The 16,056-nt window shown below is 70.3% G+C and carries 13 protein-coding genes and 1 pseudogene; 10 read left to right on the top strand and 4 right to left on the bottom strand.

All coding sequences use genetic code 11. The features are described 5' to 3' along the window. Window positions 1-41 precede the first annotated feature (41 nt). Complete coding sequence (locus tag ACIQM0_RS29045) at window positions 42-872, top strand: S1 family peptidase (RefSeq protein ID WP_401292155.1); 831 nt, start codon at window positions 42-44, stop codon at window positions 870-872. Between the two features lie 104 nt (window positions 873-976). On the opposite strand, the gene ACIQM0_RS29040 is transcribed toward ACIQM0_RS29045, so the two are convergent. Next, window positions 977-1,210, bottom strand: coding sequence for a hypothetical protein (locus tag ACIQM0_RS29040; RefSeq protein WP_024489001.1), 234 nt, complete (start codon window positions 1,208-1,210; stop codon window positions 977-979). Window positions 1,211-1,648: 438 nt separating this feature from the next. Between ACIQM0_RS29040 and ACIQM0_RS29035 the strand changes: the two genes are divergently transcribed. From ACIQM0_RS29035 to ACIQM0_RS29010, 6 genes are all read left to right on the top strand, one after another. Then, window positions 1,649-3,769, top strand: a complete 2,121-nt coding sequence (locus ACIQM0_RS29035) for a DNA topoisomerase IV subunit B (protein ID WP_363026050.1) — start codon at window positions 1,649-1,651, stop codon at window positions 3,767-3,769. A gap of 149 nt (window positions 3,770-3,918) precedes the next feature. Beyond that, window positions 3,919-4,437 carry a DUF1453 domain-containing protein gene (locus ACIQM0_RS29030; RefSeq protein ID WP_401292151.1) on the top strand — a complete coding sequence of 173 codons (519 nt, stop codon included), beginning with the start codon at window positions 3,919-3,921 and terminating at the stop codon, window positions 4,435-4,437. Next, the gene (locus tag ACIQM0_RS29025) at window positions 4,434-5,597 is read left to right on the top strand and encodes a sensor histidine kinase (protein WP_401292149.1); all 1,164 of its coding nucleotides are present in this window, start codon (window positions 4,434-4,436) and stop codon (window positions 5,595-5,597) included. Before ACIQM0_RS29030 ends, ACIQM0_RS29025 begins: the two co-directional genes overlap by 4 nt. Beyond that, window positions 5,594-6,271, top strand: coding sequence for a response regulator (locus ACIQM0_RS29020; protein WP_401292146.1), 678 nt, complete (start codon window positions 5,594-5,596; stop codon window positions 6,269-6,271). The genes ACIQM0_RS29025 and ACIQM0_RS29020 overlap by 4 nt, the downstream gene beginning before the upstream one ends. Window positions 6,272-6,402: 131 nt before the next feature. Then, complete coding sequence (locus ACIQM0_RS29015; protein WP_401292291.1) at window positions 6,403-6,846, top strand: DUF485 domain-containing protein; 444 nt, start codon at window positions 6,403-6,405, stop codon at window positions 6,844-6,846. Continuing rightward, entirely contained in the window at window positions 6,843-8,435 is a 1,593-nt protein-coding gene (locus ACIQM0_RS29010) for a cation acetate symporter (protein ID WP_401292144.1), read from the top strand. The genes ACIQM0_RS29015 and ACIQM0_RS29010 overlap by 4 nt, the downstream gene beginning before the upstream one ends. Before the next feature lie 32 nt (window positions 8,436-8,467). Here the strand turns inward: ACIQM0_RS29010 and ACIQM0_RS29005 are convergent. Continuing rightward, a pseudogene (locus tag ACIQM0_RS29005) lies at window positions 8,468-8,680 on the bottom strand (hypothetical protein); the annotation flags it as partial. A 96-nt stretch (window positions 8,681-8,776) separates the two neighbouring features. On the opposite strand from ACIQM0_RS29005, the gene ACIQM0_RS29000 reads away from it, so the two are divergent. Then, window positions 8,777-9,796 carry a LacI family DNA-binding transcriptional regulator gene (locus ACIQM0_RS29000; RefSeq protein ID WP_401292141.1) on the top strand — a complete coding sequence of 340 codons (1,020 nt, stop codon included), beginning with the start codon at window positions 8,777-8,779 and terminating at the stop codon, window positions 9,794-9,796. A 6-nt stretch (window positions 9,797-9,802) separates the two neighbouring features. Here the strand turns inward: ACIQM0_RS29000 and ACIQM0_RS28995 are convergent, their stop codons facing one another. Then, the gene (locus ACIQM0_RS28995; RefSeq protein WP_401292138.1) at window positions 9,803-11,173 is read right to left on the bottom strand and encodes a citrate/2-methylcitrate synthase; all 1,371 of its coding nucleotides are present in this window, start codon (window positions 11,171-11,173) and stop codon (window positions 9,803-9,805) included. A gap of 112 nt (window positions 11,174-11,285) precedes the next feature. Between ACIQM0_RS28995 and ACIQM0_RS28990 the strand changes: the two genes are divergently transcribed. Together ACIQM0_RS28990 and ACIQM0_RS28985 are read left to right on the top strand one after the other, a co-directional pair. After that, window positions 11,286-12,446: a citrate synthase/methylcitrate synthase gene (locus tag ACIQM0_RS28990; RefSeq protein WP_401292135.1), complete on the top strand. Its 1,161-nt coding sequence runs from the start codon at window positions 11,286-11,288 to the stop codon at window positions 12,444-12,446. Window positions 12,447-12,466: 20 nt separating this feature from the next. Beyond that, complete coding sequence (locus tag ACIQM0_RS28985; RefSeq protein ID WP_401292133.1) at window positions 12,467-13,579, top strand: CobW family GTP-binding protein; 1,113 nt, start codon at window positions 12,467-12,469, stop codon at window positions 13,577-13,579. Window positions 13,580-13,603: 24 nt separating this feature from the next. Here ACIQM0_RS28985 and ACIQM0_RS28980 read toward each other — a convergent pair whose 3' ends face one another. Further along, window positions 13,604-16,054 (bottom strand): DNA topoisomerase (ATP-hydrolyzing) subunit A, encoded by a 2,451-nt coding sequence (locus ACIQM0_RS28980; RefSeq protein WP_401292130.1) that lies wholly within the window; start codon window positions 16,052-16,054, stop codon window positions 13,604-13,606. Window positions 16,055-16,056 lie beyond the last annotated feature (2 nt).

The raw sequence follows: 16,056 nt of genomic DNA, 5'->3' as shown, positions 1-16,056 counted from the left end.
ACTCTGGGTAGGCGTGTCCCCTCACAGAGTCAGGAGTACGTATGTCCCGTACCGTCGTCCGCACCATGACCGGGGCGCTCGCCCTCACTGCCGCCGCAGCCCTGATACCGCTCGGATTCCCCGCCTCGGCCGTCGCGGACAGCATCGTCATCGGGGGCCAGCCCGCTCACGTCAAGGACAGCCCGTGGGTAGTGGCGCTCTCCAGCCGTGCCCGGTTCGGAGACGCCCGCGCCGGCCAGTTCTGCGGCGCCGTGGCGGTGGGGCCGAAGAAAGTGCTGACGGCCGCGCACTGCCTCAGCAGGGAGGCGCTCGGTGCCGATGTCGGCCAGGTGCGCGATCTGCGGATCATCTCCGGCCGTGACGAGCTGACCGGTTCCGGCGGCAAGGAGATCGCGGTGAGCGGGACGTGGGTCAACCCCGGGTTCGACGCCACCACCAACAGCGGGGACGTCGCGGTGCTGACCCTCGCCGAGGCGTTGCCGGAGCAGAGCGTGATCCCGATGGCCGAAGCCGGTGACGTCGGATACCGGTCGGGTACAGCCGCTGTCGTCTATGGGTGGGGGGACACCACGGGTAACAGTGACTACGCGTCGTCACTCCGGTCCGCGGAAGTGAGCATTCTGCCGGACAGCTCGTGCGAGCAGGCCTACCCGGGCGGCAGGGATGGCACGTACGAGGCCTCTGCGATGCTCTGTGCGGGCGAACCGCAGGGCGGGTACGACGCATGCCAGGGCGACAGCGGAGGGCCGCTGGTGGCCCGTGGGCGGCTTGTCGGGCTGGTGTCCTGGGGGAGCGGCTGCGGTCGGGCCGGCAGTCCCGGGGTCTATACGCGGGTCTCCGCCGCCATCGGGTGGATGGCCGACGCCGACTGACCGGTACCGGCTCCGGGTACGAGAACGGGCGGCACCCTCTTGCGGAGGGGGCCGCCCGTCGGTCGGTCCGGGACCGGACCCTGGCTCGTCGTGGATGCGAGGTGTCAGTGTTGTTCCTCTTCGGCGGCTTGGGCCTGCACGGCCGTCAGCCGGTCCGTCTCATCCTGTATTTCCGCGGCGATCTTCTTGAGTTCCGGCTCGAACTTGCGTCCGTGGTGGGCGCAGAAGAGCAGTTCACCGCCACTGATCAGGACGACGCGCAGGTAGGCCTGGGCGCCGCAACGGTCACAGCGGTCTGCTGCGGTCAGCGGGCTCGCGGGGGTCAGAACAGTAGTCACGTCGCCTCTTCTCTAGCTCGACGAGCTGTCGTACCAGGGTCAACATCCAACCAGGCCGAAAACGTTCCCGCTCGTGGCTTTTCTTCGAAACTTCTTCTCAAGATGGCTGTCTGTTGCCGGTTCGCGGCGAATGTGCCGTATTGCGTAGCGCTACGGTTTCGCGTTGCTTGTCTTGGTCGGTCCGTCCGACCGGCTGGCTTGCCGGCTCCTTCATGAGGACGTGCCCGGAGCCTAAATGGTTCATGCCTGGAAGGGAACGTGATGTGCACGTCACTCCGAGGAGGGATCGAACGTGTATGCGAGGCTGGACTACTGTGAGCGTTCTCCGAGGGTGGCGTTACACCCGCTCTACCAGGCCTCGGTACCCTCTCAGCGGCAACCGAAGCCGAGCCCGTTACCCACTGGGCCCCAAATGAAATTCAGCGAGGAGCGAACCGCGTGACCGCCGATACGTCCGTGCCGTCCACTGCGCTGCTGACCGGAGCAGACCGAGACGGTTCCAACTACACCGCGCGGCATCTGCTCGTACTCGAGGGGCTCGAAGCGGTTCGCAAGCGCCCCGGGATGTACATCGGGTCCACCGACAGCCGCGGCCTCTTGCACTGCCTCTGGGAGATCATCGACAACTCCGTCGACGAGGCTCTCGGCGGCTACTGCGATCACATCGAGGTCATCCTCCACGACGACAACTCCGTCGAGGTCCGTGACAACGGCCGGGGCATCCCCGTCGACGTGGAGCCCAAGACCGGCCTGTCCGGCGTCGAGGTCGTGATGACCAAGCTCCATGCCGGAGGCAAGTTCGGCGGTGGCTCGTACGCCGCCTCCGGCGGTCTCCACGGCGTGGGCGCCTCCGTGGTCAACGCACTCTCCGCCCGGCTCGACGTGGAGGTCGACCGCAACGGCGTGACCCACGCGATCAGCTTCCGGCGCGGGGTTCCGGGCATCTTCACCGAGCAGGGCCCGGACAGCCCCTTCGATCCGGCCAACGGGCTCCTCAAGGGCAAGCGGGTCCCGAAGGCGCGCACCGGTACCAGGGTCAGGTACTGGGCCGACCGGCAGATCTTCCTCAAGGACGCCAAGCTCAATCTGGACACGCTCTACCAGCGGGCCCGCCAGACGGCCTTCCTCGTTCCCGGTCTCACCATCGTCGTGCGCGACGAGCGGGGCCTGAACGGCGAGGGCAAGACCGAGGAGACCTTCCGCTTCGACGGCGGGATCAGCGAATTCTGCGAGTACCTCGCGCAGGACAAGGCCGTCTGCGACGTGCTGCGCCTGACCGGTCAGGGCACCTTCAAGGAGACCGTGCCCGTACTCGACGAGCGCGGGCACATGACGGCGACCGAGGTCACCCGGGAACTGGTCGTCGACATCGCCATGCGCTGGGGCACCGGCTACGACACCAACCTGAAGTCCTTCGTCAACATCATCGCCACCCCCAAGGGCGGCACCCATGTGTCCGGGTTCGAACGCTCCGTGACCAAGACGGTCAACGAGGTGCTCCGCTCCGCGAAGCTGCTGCGCGTCGCCGAGGACGACATCGTCAAGGACGACGCGCTGGAGGGCCTCACCGCGGTCGTCACCGTACGGCTGGCGGAGCCGCAGTTCGAGGGGCAGACCAAGGAGGTGCTCGGCACCTCCGCGGCCAACCGGATCGTCGCCAACGTCGTGGCCAAGGAGCTCAAGGCGCACCTGACCTCGACCAAGCGGGACGCGAAGGCCCAGGCCAGGGCTGTCCTGGAGAAGGCGGTGGCCGCCGCCCGCACCCGGATCGCGGCCCGCCAGCACAAGGACGCCCAGCGCCGCAAGACGGCTCTGGAGTCCTCCTCGCTGCCCGCGAAGCTCGCCGACTGCCGCAGCGACGACGTGGAGCGCAGCGAGCTCTTCATCGTCGAGGGCGACTCCGCGCTCGGGACCGCCAAACTGGCCCGGAACAGTGAGTTCCAGGCCCTGCTGCCGATCCGCGGCAAGATCCTCAACGTTCAGAAGGCATCCGTCTCCGACATGCTGAAGAACGCCGAGTGCGGCGCGATCATCCAGGTCATAGGAGCGGGGTCCGGGCGGACCTTCGACATCGACGCGGCCCGCTACGGCAAGATCGTCCTGCTCGTGGACGCCGATGTGGACGGCGCCCACATCCGGATCCTGCTGCTCACGCTCTTCCAGCGGTACATGCGGCCCATGGTCGAGGCGGGGCGGGTCTTCGCCGCGGTGCCCCCGCTGCACCGGATCGAGCTCGTCCAGCCGAAGAAGGGCCAGGACAAGTACATCTACACGTACTCGGACAACGAGCTGCGCCAGCGGCTGCTGGAGCTCCAGCGCAAGAACGTCCGGTACAAGGACTCGATCCAGCGCTACAAGGGTCTGGGCGAGATGGACGCCGACCAGCTGGCCGAGACCACGATGGACCCGCGCTTCCGCACCCTGCGGCGGATCAACATCGGAGATCTGGAATCGTCCGAGCAGGTCTTCGACCTGCTGATGGGCAACGAGGTGGCGCCCCGCAAGGAATTCATCACCAGCTCGGCCGCCACGCTGGACCGCTCGCGCATCGACGTCTGAGTCCGCGGTTCGCACGTCACCGGAGCCGTCGTCTGCACCCCTGGGTGGAGACGACGGCTCCACCCACGATCCACCCCTGAGCCGATCCCCTGACCTGGCCGTTTCCGTAGCGTCGGAGTCGTAGAACTTCCCGCTATTCGGAGGCCTCCATGTCCGGGCTCGTCAATGTCCTGGTGATCGTCGCGGTCATCGCTCTCGTGGTGGTCCGCCAGTGCTCGGCACGGCAGATCTCAGGCGACCGGCGCTGGTGGGTCCTGCCGGGCGTCCTGCTCGTCATGGCGCTGCGCGAGCCCGAACTCGTGGACCCGCACCACGAGACACTCTCCGTCGTCGTCCTGGGCGCCGAGCTGGTCGTGGGGCTGGTCACGGGCGCCGCCTGGGGGTGGACGGCCCGGCTCTGGCGCGCGGAGGACGGCTCCCTCTGGAGCAAGGGGACCAAGGCCACCGTCTACGTCTGGACCGGGGGCCTGGTGCTGAGGGTGGCGCTCTACGGGGTGGCCGCGGCGCTGGGCGTGCATCAGGGCAGCCCCGTCCTGATGATGGCGCTCGCCGTGACACTGCTGGTGCGCGGTGGGGTACTGGTCCGGCGGGCCTCGGAAATACCCGAGTCGTACGGTGTTCCCGCTGACCGCGCGCCGTTCCGGCAGGCATGGAAGGACCGTGTGTGACACCCGCTTCGTGGACGAGCTGGCCTTCGCGGGAGGCTCTCTCGCGGGAGACGCGCACCCGCTCACGGATCTTCATCGCATGGTCCGTACGGGCCGCGCTGCTCACCCTGATGCTCTGGGGGACCTTCACGGGCGGGCTGTTCGAGCCCTGGGAGATCGCGGTCGGCCTGACCGGGGTGCTCGGCTGCGCGGTGCTCGCGGTGGCCTTCTTCCGGGCCAGCCTGGAGAACCGGCTGTGGGTGTCCCTCGGCGTGCTCGCCCTACTGATGCTGGCGGCGTTGGGGGCCCAGCAGGCCGGGGCAACCGTGCCGGCGGTGGTGCTCTGGTGCGGCTGCGCGGTCACGGCTCTGGAGCGGCTGCCGCTGGTGGCGGGAATCCCGTCCACGGCGGTCGCGCTCGGCGCGTACGCCGTCGTGAACACCGACAACTGGCCGGCCACGGCCATGACCACGGCGGGGCTCTGTCTCGCGGGCTACGTGCTGCGCCTGGACGCCGAGGCCCGCGGCAGCGCGAGCCGGCTTCTCGCGCAGGAGCGGGCCGCGCGGAAGGCGGAGGCCGAGACGGCCGCTCTGGACGAGCGGTCCAGGATCGCCCGGGAGATCCACGACGTGCTCGCCCACAGTCTCTCCGCGCAGCTGGTGCATCTGGAGGCGGCGCGGCTGCTGATCGAGAGGGAGCCCGCGGGGGAGTTCCGGGACCAGGTCCTTCAGCGGGTGGTCGCGGCCCGCTGCATGGCCCGTGAGGGGCTCGCGGAGACCCGCCAGGCGCTCTCCGCCCTGCGCGGCGAGGTGTCGCCGGTGGAGGACTTCCTGCGCCAGCTGGTGGCGGCCGAGCCGGCCGAGGTCAGGGTGGAGGGCGAGCGCCGCACGCTGACCGCCGAGGCCTCGCAGACGGTCCGGCGCGTCGCACAGGAGGCGCTGACCAATGTGCGCAAGCACGCGACGGGGGCCAGGGTGCTCATCAGGCTGGAGTACCTGCCGGACGGGATCGCCCTGGAGGTCAGCGATTCGGGTGGGAGAAGTCCCGGGGGCGACCTCGCTGTCAGTGGCTCCGGATACGGTCTGCTGGGAATGAGGGAGCGCGCCGAACTGCTGGGCGGCACGCTGGAGGCCGGTCCCGGCGAGGAGGGGTTCGTGGTGAATCTGAGGGTGCCCGCGTGACCGCGCGGGTGGTGGTGGCCGACGACCAGTCGGTGGTGCGCGAGGGAATCGTCATGCTCCTGGGCCTGCTCCCCGGGATCGAGGTGGTCGGATCGGCGAAGGACGGGGAAGAGGCCGTCGCCCTGGTGGCCGAGCAGGCACCCGACGTGGTCCTGATGGACCTGCGGATGCCCCGCTGCGACGGGGTGGAGGCAACGCGACGTATCCGCAAGGACTTTCCCGCCACGCAGGTCGTGGTGCTCACGACCTTCGCCGAGGACGACTCGCTCTTTCCCGCACTCCGGGCCGGGGCCCGCGGCTATCTCACCAAGGACGCCGGGGGCGACGAGATCGTGCGGGCCATCGAGGCGGTGCTCTCGGGCGAGGCGGGGCTCTCGCCCGCCGTGCAGCGCCGGCTGCTGGAACAGGTCACCACGGGGCCGTTGCCCCTGGCCGGGGGCGGTGAGCCCGAGCTGCCCGACGGGATGACACCCCGTGAGGTGGAGGTGCTCGTCCTGATCGCCGACGGGATGTCCAACGCGGAGATCGCCCACAGCCTGCACATCTCGCAGGCGACCGTGAAGAGCCACATCAACAACCTGTTCGCCAAGGCGGGGCTCCGCGACCGCGCACAGGCGGTCCGCTACGCGTACGTTCGAGGGCTCGCACAGCCACCCGGTGCATCCTTCACCTGAAGAGGTGAAGTCTCGGGAATGAAGTGCCCGGGATCTTCCCCATCTGCCCATTCTTGTGTACACGGCCGAAGTGGTCCGTGGACAAGGGGAGTTGTTCGGTGGAGAAGGAAGCAGGGCGCGAATCCGCAGCGATGCGACTCGACGACCCGTGGTACGACGCGCTGGCCTCCGGATGGGGGGAACTGGACGGTACGGGAAGCTTGGCGCCCGCCGGGACTCCCGATTCCGTGGCACCGCAGCGCGGCCGCAGCGCGGCGGACATCTATCTGGAGGTGCAGCGCGGCGACGCCTTCCAGGAGGTGCGGCGCCGGTACCGGCGCTTCGTCGTCCCCGCCACCCTCGCCTTCCTCGTCTGGTACCTCGCCTATGTGGTCATGGCGGTCACCGCGCCCGGCCTGATGGCGAGACCGGTGGCCGGGGCGGTCAACGTCGCCATGGTCGCGGGGCTCGGGCAGTTCCTGACGACGTTCCTGCTCACCGGCGCGTACGCACGGCACGCACGGCTGCGCAGGGACCGGGCGGCGCTCGATCTGCGCTGGGAGACACAGGAGATGACGCGGGGGTTCGGGCGTTGAGCGGGAATCACCAGACCCTGGCACTCCTGCTGTTCAGCGTGTTCATCGCCGTGACACTCGGCATCACCACCTGGGTGAGCCGCAACCGGCACGGTTCGGCCGAGGAGTTCTACGCCGGCGGGCGGCTGTTCTCACCCCTGGAGAACGGTTTCGCCATCGCGGGCGACTACATGTCGGCCGCCTCCTTCCTCGGTATCTCCGGTCTGATCGCCCTCTTCGGATACGACGGCATGCTCTACTCCGTCGGCTTCCTGGTCGCCTGGCTCGTCGTGCTGCTGCTCGTCGCGGAACTCGTCCGCAACTGCGGCCGGTTCACTCTCGCCGACGTGGCCGCGGCGCGCATGGCGGAGCGCCCGGTCCGGATCGCGGCGGGAACGTCCTCCGTCACGGTCTCCGTGCTCTACCTGGTGGCGCAGATGGTCGGCGCGGGCAGCCTGGTGGCCCTGCTCCTCGGCGGAACGAGCGGTGCCGCGCGGTCCTGGACCGTCATCGGCGTCGGTGCGCTCATGGTGATCTACGTGTCGCTCGGCGGGATGCGCGCCACGACGTGGATCCAGATCGTGAAGGCCGTCCTGCTGTTGGCGGGCACGATCGTCCTCACCGTGCTCGTCCTGGTCCACTTCCACGGCAATGTCAACGAGCTGCTCAACTCCGCCGCCGACCGCAGCGGGTACGGCAAGAAGTTCCTCTCGCCCGGTCTCCGGTACGGCGGTACCTGGACGGCGCGCGTCGACTTCATCAGTCTCGGACTGGCCCTGGTACTCGGCACGGCCGGACTGCCGCACATCCTGTCGCGCTTCTACACCGTGCCGACCGCCCGCGCGGCCCGCCGGTCGGTCGTCTGGTCCATCGGCCTCATCGGCAGCTTCTACCTGATGACGATCGTGCTCGGATTCGGGGCGGCGGCGCTGGTCGGCTCGGCGGACGTCCGGGCGTCGAATCCCGCCGGGAACACGGCCGTTCCGCTGCTGGCACTCGTGCTCGGCGGCGGCGAGGGCTCCACCGGAGGAACGATCCTGTTCGCCGTGGTCGCCGCCGTGGCCTTCGCGACGATCCTTGCCGTCGTCGCCGGGATCACCCTCGCCTCGTCCGCGTCCGTCGCCCACGACCTCTACGCGTCGCTGCGCCGTCCGGGTTCCAGGCAGCACAGCGAGGTCGCCGTGGCCCGGGTCGCCGCAGTGGGGATCGGGGTGGCCGCCATCGGGCTGGGGCTGCTCGCCCAGGACCTGAACGTGGCGTTCCTGGTGGGCCTGGCCTTCGCCGTCGCGGCCTCGGCGAACCTCCCGGTCCTGCTCTACTCGCTGTTCTGGCGGAACTTCACCACGCGCGGGGCGGTCTGGTCGGTCTACGGAGGGCTGATCCCCGCCGTGCTGCTCGTCGTGTTCTCCCCGGTGGTCTCCGGCAGCGCCACCTCGCTCTTGCCCGGCGTCGACTTCCAGCTCTTCCCGCTGGAGAACCCGGGCCTGGTCTCCATCCCGCTGGGATTCCTGGCCGGCTGGATCGGCACCGTCACCTCGCAGGAGCCGCCGGACACGGCCAAGCACGCGGAGACCGAGGTCCGTGCGCTGACCGGAGCCGGCGCCGTCTGACGGGCGGCGGCGTGCCCTCAGCTGCGGGGGAGCGCGATGGCCGGTGCCCGGCGTATCGCCCGGTCGTCGAGTTGTGCACTGAGGGGTGCCGGAAAGAGGCCGGTGACGAGTACGGTGACGCCGGTGGCGACAGCCGGCTGCATCAGCATTACCTGCGAGAAGACCCGCCGGGGCCGGCCGAGCCGACGCGGCTTTCCGGCGGTGGACGGTGGGGCGCTCGTCGTGGAGACGGGCGGTGCGCTCATCGCAGAGACGGCAGGGGCATTCCGGTGCTTTCCGAAATTCGTCAAGTTTCCAGCCCCACGCAATCCACTTGCGTATCTTGCGCTAATCTTGCACACATGACGCGACGACTTGCTCAGGTGGCACAGAAGGTTGGAGTCAGCGAGGCTACGGTCAGCCGGGTGCTCAACGGCAAGCCAGGAGTCTCCGACGCCACGCGGCAGGCCGTCCTGTCCGCGCTGGACGTCCTCGGGTACGAGCGGCCGACCCAGTTGCGCGGCGAGCGGGCCCGGCTGGTCGGCCTGGTCCTGCCCGAGCTGCAGAACCCGATCTTCCCCGCCTTCGCCGAGGTGGTCGGAGGCGCGCTGGCGCAGCAGGGCCTGACGCCCGTCCTGTGCACCCAGACCAAGGGAGGCGTCTCCGAGGCGGACTACGTCGAGCTGCTCCTCCAGCAGCAGGTCTCCGGCGTCGTCTTCGCCGGCGGTCTCTACGCCCAGGCCGACGCCCCGCACGACCACTACAAGGTGCTCGCCGACCGCAAGATCCCCGTCGTCCTGATCAACGCGGCCATCGCCCATCTCGGCTTCCCGGCCGTCTCCTGCGACGATTCCGTCGCCGTCGAGCAGGCCTGGCGCCACCTGGTCTCGCTGGGCCACGAGCGCATCGGCCTGGTGCTCGGCCCCTCGGACCACATGCCCTCGCTGCGCAAGCTGGCCGCCGCCCGGGTGCTCGCCGAGGAGTCCGGCACGGCCATCCCCGACGCCTGGGTGGCCAGGGCGATGTTCTCGCTCGAGGGCGGGCAGGCGGCCGCCACGCGACTGCTGGACGAAGGGGTCACGGGGTTCATCTGTGCCAGCGACCCGCTGGCCCTGGGTGTGGTGCGCGCGGCGCGCCGCCGCGGCCTCTCGGTCCCCGCTGACGTCTCGGTCGTCGGGTACGACGACTCGGCGTTCATGAACTGCACCGAGCCGCCGCTGACCACGGTCCGCCAGCCGATCGAGGCCATGGGGCGGGCCGCGGTCGAGCTGCTCTCCGTGCAGATCGCAGGGCGTGCCGTGCCCTCCGACGAGCTGCTCTTCGAGCCTGAGCTGGTGGTACGCGGCTCGACTGCCCAGCCCCCGCGCAATCCTTCCCGCTGACCGTCGCTATTTTGCGCCCGGTGAGCCGTCTATTGCGACGGTGTTTCCGATGGCGTCGGGCAGCGGTCGGGGCGGCCGCGGCCCGGTGTACTGGCCGATGGGGCGCATCCGCAGCGGCCGCTCCCCGTACTCCTCCAGGGCATGGGCGATCCACCCCGCGGTGCGGGAGATCGCGAACACGGTCTCACCCGCCTCCGCCGCCATGTCCGAGGAGACGGACAGCACCGCGAGCGCCAGGTCGACGTTCGCGTGCAGCGGGGTGTGGCGCGCGGCCGTGGTGACCACGTCGCGGGCCGCGGCCAGCGCAGGCGCTGCTCGCGGGACCTCCGCGAGCAGCGCGAACAGCGCCGTGGCCCGTGGGTCCTCGCCGGTGTAGAGCCGGTGGCCCAGCCCCGGTACCCGGCGTCCGGTGCGGAGATGGTCCGCGACCACCGGGGCCGCGCCGCCCCGCTCCAGGGCCTCGGCCAGCATCCGGTGCGCCAGTCCGCTGGCCGCGCCGTGCAGCGGCCCCTCCAGCACCCCCAGCCCCGCCGACACCACCGCGTACGGGTGGGCCCGAGCGGAGGCCGCGACCCGGGCCGCCAGGGTGGAGGCGGCCAGATCGTGGTCGATCAGCAGTCCCAGGGCGGTGTCCAGCACGTCGAGTGACGCCTCGTCGGCCGGGTGCGCGGTGAGTTTCGGCCACAGTTGACGCGCCAGACCGGTGCCGGCGGACGCGTCCGCCCCGCCGTCCCCGGCGCCGTCCGCGCCGCCGCCCGCGCCGCCGTCCCTGCCCCCGGCCCCGTTCGTGTCCACCGTCGGCAGTGCGGCCACCAGGGTCGGGATCAGACTCCGGGCGCCCCCCAGCACCGCCTCGCGCGACAGGTCGAAACGCAGCGGATCGGCGGCGGCCGCGGCGACGACCGCCACCCGCAGCCGGTCCGTCGAACCGCAGTGCGCCGGCAGGGCGCCGACCGTGCGGCGGGCCGCGGCCAGCGCCTCGGGAGGCGCCGTGAAGCGCGTGCCCGTCCGCAGCTCACCGGTCCAGAGCCACTCGGCGACCTCCTCGTAGGTGTGGCGCAGGGCCAGCTCCGTGGCGTCCACGCCCCGGAAGTAGTACCGGTCGCTCTCGATGAGCGTGACGCCGGTCCGGAAGGCGAGCTCGCCGGCGGGGGACGCGGGCTCCCTGCGTCCCGTACGCCGTGCCAGGGCGTCGACCTCCGCCGCGTCGAACGTGCTGCCCCGCCCGCCGGGCGCGCGGTTGCTGCTCAGCTGGCCCCGGCTCACGTACGCGTACACCGTCTCGGGCTTCACGCCAAGGCGCTCGGCCGTCTCCCGGGTGGTGAGCCGATGCGCCGTGGCCCCCGAACTGTCGCCCGCACCTGCTTGATCCGTCATGCTGCTCACCGTATCCATATTGATTCAATCAACATTGACAGATCTAAAGTCAAGCATGGACAGTCGAATCAATGTCAAGAGTCGCACCACCGGAATGTCCATGGAGGAAGCAATGACGACCATGACCGGCTCAGCCCCGCTCGACGTCCCCCGAGGTCTCGCGGGTGTCGTCGTCACCGACACCGCCCTCGGCGATGTCCGCGGCCGCGAGGGCTTCTACCACTACCGGCAGTACTCGGCGGTCGAGCTGGCACAGACCCGCGGCTTCGAGGACGTCTGGTACCTGATGACCGAGGGTGAGCTGCCCGGTCCGGCCGCCCGCGCCGACTTCGCGGCCCGCACCGCCGCACTGCGCCGGCTGCCCGCGGAGGTACGTGACGCCCTGCCCGCCATAGCCCGCGCCGGCGCCGTCTCCGGTCCGCTGGCGGGCCTGCGCACGGCGCTCTCGCTGCTCGGTGCGTCGGCGGGCTTCCGCCCGGTGTACGACATCGACGCGGAGCGGCGCCGGGCCGACGCGCTGATCGCCTGCGCCGCGGTCCCCACCGTGCTCACCGCCCTGCACCGGCTCGGCCGGGGCCTCGAACCGGTGGAGCCGCGCGACGACCTGCCGTACGCGGCCAACTACCTCTACATGCTCACCGGTTCCGTGCCGGACGCCGCCCGGGTCAGGGCCGTCGAGCAGTATCTGATCTCCACCGTCGACCACGGCTTCAACGCCTCGACCTTCACCGGCCGGGTCGTCGCGTCCACCGGCGCGGACGTCGCCGCATGCCTGGTGGCGGCCGTCGGCGCGCTCTCCGGACCGCTGCACGGCGGTGCGCCCAGCCGGGCCCTCGACACCCTGGACGCCATCGGGACCCCCGACCGCATCGACGGATGGATCCGCGAACGGGTCCTCGCCGGTGACCGGATCATGGGCTTCGGACACCCGGTCTACCGCACGGAGGACCCGCGCTCGCGCATGCTGCGCGGCATCGCCCAGAGCTTCGGCGGACCGCTCGTCGACTTCGCCGTCGAGGTGGAACGGCAGGTCGAGGCGATCCTCGCCGAGCTCAAGCCGGGGCGCGAACTGCACACCAACGTGGAGTTCTACGCCGGCGTGGTCATGGAGCTGTGCGGGCTGCCGCGCGAGATGTTCACGCCGACGTTCTGCGCGGCGCGAGTGGTCGGCTGGAGCGCCAATATCCTGGAGCAGGCGGAGGACTCCAAGATCATCCGCCCGGCGGCCCGTTACGTCGGCCCGCCTCCGCCGCAGCCGGTCCCGGCCGTCTGACGTCCTCCGAAGGGCCACCGTTGAACCCGTCGTCCCCGCCCCGCAGCCGGCAGATCCCGGTCATCGTCCTCGCAGGATTCCTGGGATCCGGCAAGACGACGCTGCTCAACCACCTGCTGCGCCACCGCGCGGGAAACCGGATCGGCGTGATCGTCAACGACTTCGGGTCCATCGAGATCGACGCCATGACCGTGTCCGGACAGGTCGGCTCGACGGTCTCACTCGGCGGTGGCTGTCTGTGCTGCGCGGTCGACGTGAGCGAGCTGGACACCTACCTGGAGACCCTCACCCGGCCCGCCGCCCGGCTCGACGTGATCGTCATCGAGGCCAGCGGGCTCGCCGAACCCCAGGAACTCGTACGGATGCTGCTGGCCAGCGACAACCCGCACATCGTGTACGGGGGACTGGTCGAGGTGGTCGACGCCGCCGAGTTCGCCGCCACCCGGGAGCGCCACCCGGAGATCGACCGCCATCTCGCCGTCGCCGACCTGGTCGTGCTGAACAAGACGGACCGGGCCGGGGACGCCGGACTGCTGCGCATCCGGGAGGCCGTCGCGGCCACCGGCAGCACGGCGGCCGTCGTCCCCGCCACGTACGGGCGCATCGACCCCGAGCTGCTCTTCGATCCGGCGCTGCGGCCCGACAGCGAGGAGAAGGCCCGACAGCTGACCTTCGAGGACCTGTACCTGGAGGAGCGGGCCGCGGACGCCGGTGAGGAGCACGGGGACCATCTGCACGCGGCGTACGAGAGCGTCGAGTTCACCTCCGACGTGCCCATGAGCCCCCGGCGGCTGATGGGGTTCCTGGACTCCCGGCCGGAAGGCCTCTACCGGATCAAGGGGTTCGTCGACTTCGGCGCGGGGGACACGGACAACCGCTACGCGCTGCACGCCGTCGGCAGGTTCCTGCGGTTCGCCCCGCGGCCCTGGAGCCGCGCCGAACCGCGGCTGACCAGCCTCGTGCTGATCGGCTCCGGCATCGACGCCGAGGCCCTGCGCAAGGAGCTGGCCGACTGCCGCGAGACCGCCCGGGCGCAGCGGGAAACGGCGCCGGACACAACGCAGGACGCCGCACATGAGCGAAGCATGTGGGGCGTCCTGCGCTACGTACAGCAGCCCGGCGACGACGCATAGCGCTGACGCACCGGGCCGGCCCGGCTACACCGGACCGGCGATCACCGCGACCGGGGACTCCAGCGGCGTCCCCGAACCGTCGCGCCTCGGGTCGGGCGCGGGCAGCGTGGCCGGTGTGCCGTTCTTCTGCGCGGCGCGGGCGGGTGTCGGGCCCGCCCAGGCGAACGTCAGGACGTCCTCGCCCTTGAGGAACCGCTGACAGCGCACCCCACCCGTGGCCCGGCCCTTGCGCGGGTACTGGTCGAACGGGGTGTACTTGCACGTCAGCACGGAGTCGTCCAGCGTGCCGTGCGAACCAGCGACCGTGAACACCATGGCGTCCGCGGCCGGATCCACCGCGGCGAAGGAGAGCACCTCCGCGCCCTCCGTGAGCTTGACGCCCGCCATACCGCCGGCCGCGCGGCCCTGCGGGCGCACCTGCGCCGCCGGGTAGCGCAGCAACTGCGCGTCCGAGGTGATGAAGACCAGGTCCTCCTCGCCGGTGTGCAGCTCGACCGCGCCGACGATCCGGTCACCGTCCTTGAGGCCGATGACCTCCAGCTCGTCCTTGTTGGCCGGATAGTCCGGCACCACGCGCTTCACGACGCCCTGCAAGGTGCCGATCGCCAGCCCCGGTGAGGACTCGTCGAGCGTGGTGAGGCAGACGACCTCCTCGTCCGCCTCCAGGGTGAGGAACTCCGCGACCATCGCGCCGCCCGAGAGGTTGGGCGCCGCATGGGTGTCCGGCAGCTGCGGCAGATCGATCACCGCGAGCCGCAGCATCCGCCCCGTCGTGGTCACCACGCCGACGTCGCCCCGCGCCGTGGCGAGCACGGCCGACACGATCACATCGTGCTTGGCGCGCTTGGCGTCCTCGGCGAAGACGATCGGGTCGCCGTTGGCGGTACGGGCCAGCAGACCGGTCGAGGACAGCAGCACCCGGCACGGGTCGTCCGCGACCTCCAGCGGTACGGCCGCGACCTGCGAACCGGCCGACTCCAGCAGCACCGTACGCCGGTCGGTGCCGAACTTCTTGGCGACCGCGGCCAGTTCCGTGGAGACGAGCTTGCGCAGCTCGGCGTCCGAGTCGAGGATCGCGGTCAGCTCGGCGATCTCGGCGTTGAGCCGCTCCTGCTCGCTCTCCAGCTCGACCCGGTCGAACCGGGTGAGCCGGCGCAGCGGGGTGTCCAGGATGTACTGCGTCTGGACCTCGCTCAGCGAGAAGTGCTCGATGAGCCGGTCCTTGGCCTGCGCCGAGTTGTCGCTGGAGCGGATGAGCCGGATGACCTCGTCGATGTCGATCAGCGCGACGAGGAGGCCCTCGACCAGGTGCAGCCGGTTGCGGCGCTTGGTCCGGCGGAACTCGCTGCGCCGGCGCACCACGTCGAAGCGGTGGTCGAGATAGACCTCCAGGAGCTCCTTGAGGCCCAGGGTGAGCGGCTGTCCGTCGACCAGCGCCACATTGTTGATGCCGAAGGACTCCTCCATCGGCGTCAGCTTGTAGAGCTGCTCCAGGACGGCCTCCGGCACGAAGCCGTTCTTGACCTCGATGACCAGGCGCAGTCCGTGCGAGCGGTCGGTGAGGTCCTTGACGTCCGCGATGCCCTGGAGCTTCTTCGCCGAGACCAGGTCCTTGATCTTGGCGATCACCTTCTCCGGGCCGACGCTGAAGGGCAGTTCGGTGACGACCAGACCCTTGCGGCGTGCCGTGACGCTCTCCACGGCGACGGTGGCGCGGATCTTGAACGAGCCGCGGCCTCCCGCATAGGCGTCCTTGATGCCGCCGAGGCCCACGATCCGGCCGCCGGTCGGCAGGTCGGGACCGGGGACGAACCGCATCAGGGTCTCCAGGTCCGCGCCCGGATGCTTGATCAGGTGGCGGGCGGCGGCGATGACCTCGCCCAGGTTGTGCGGCGGCATGTTCGTCGCCATGCCGACGGCGATCCCGGTCGTGCCGTTGACCAGGAGGTTCGGATAGGCGGCCGGGAGGACGACCGGCTCCTGCTCCTGACCGTCGTAATTCGACTGGAAAGCGACGGTGTCCTCGTCGATCGACTCCGTCATCAACGACGTCGCGTCGGCCATCCGGCACTCGGTGTATCGCATGGCGGCCGGCGGGTCGTCGTTGCCGAGCGAGCCGAAGTTTCCGTGTCCGTCGACGAGGGGGAGCCGCATGGAGAACGGCTGCGCCATCCGCACCAGGGCGTCGTAGATCGACGCGTCCCCGTGCGGGTGCAGCTTACCCATGACCTCGCCGACGACGCGGGCACACTTCACGTAGCCGCGGTCCGGGCGCAGGCCCATCTCGTTCATCTGGTACACGATGCGGCGGTGCACCGGCTTCAAGCCGTCACGGGCGTCCGGCAGGGCCCGTGAGTAGATCACCGAGTACGCGTACTCGAGGAAGGAGCCCTGCATTTCGTCGACGACGTCGATGTCGAGGATCTTCTCCTCGAAGTCGTCCGGCGGCGGGGTCTTCGTGCTGCGGCGGGCCATCG

The organism is Streptomyces sp. NPDC091387 (assembly GCF_044756945.1).
Lineage (GTDB): Bacteria > Actinomycetota > Actinomycetes > Streptomycetales > Streptomycetaceae > Streptomyces.
The sequence above is the reverse complement of the archived record's forward strand: the minus strand, read 5'-3'. Positions and strand labels throughout refer to the sequence as shown.

Coding starts and splice junctions, on each gene's coding strand:
- ACIQM0_RS29000 (WP_401292141.1), top strand. CDS start 8,777: ATGACGCGACGACTTGCTCAGGTGGCACAGAAGGTTGGAGTCAGCGAG.
- ACIQM0_RS28980 (WP_401292130.1), bottom strand. CDS start 16,054: ATGGCCCGCCGCAGCACGAAGACCCCGCCGCCGGACGACTTCGAGGAG.
- ACIQM0_RS29030 (WP_401292151.1), top strand. CDS start 3,919: ATGTCCGGGCTCGTCAATGTCCTGGTGATCGTCGCGGTCATCGCTCTC.
- ACIQM0_RS28995 (WP_401292138.1), bottom strand. CDS start 11,173: ATGACGGATCAAGCAGGTGCGGGCGACAGTTCGGGGGCCACGGCGCAT.
- ACIQM0_RS29015 (WP_401292291.1), top strand. CDS start 6,403: ATGCGACTCGACGACCCGTGGTACGACGCGCTGGCCTCCGGATGGGGG.
- ACIQM0_RS28990 (WP_401292135.1), top strand. CDS start 11,286: ATGACGACCATGACCGGCTCAGCCCCGCTCGACGTCCCCCGAGGTCTC.
- ACIQM0_RS29045 (WP_401292155.1), top strand. CDS start 42: ATGTCCCGTACCGTCGTCCGCACCATGACCGGGGCGCTCGCCCTCACT.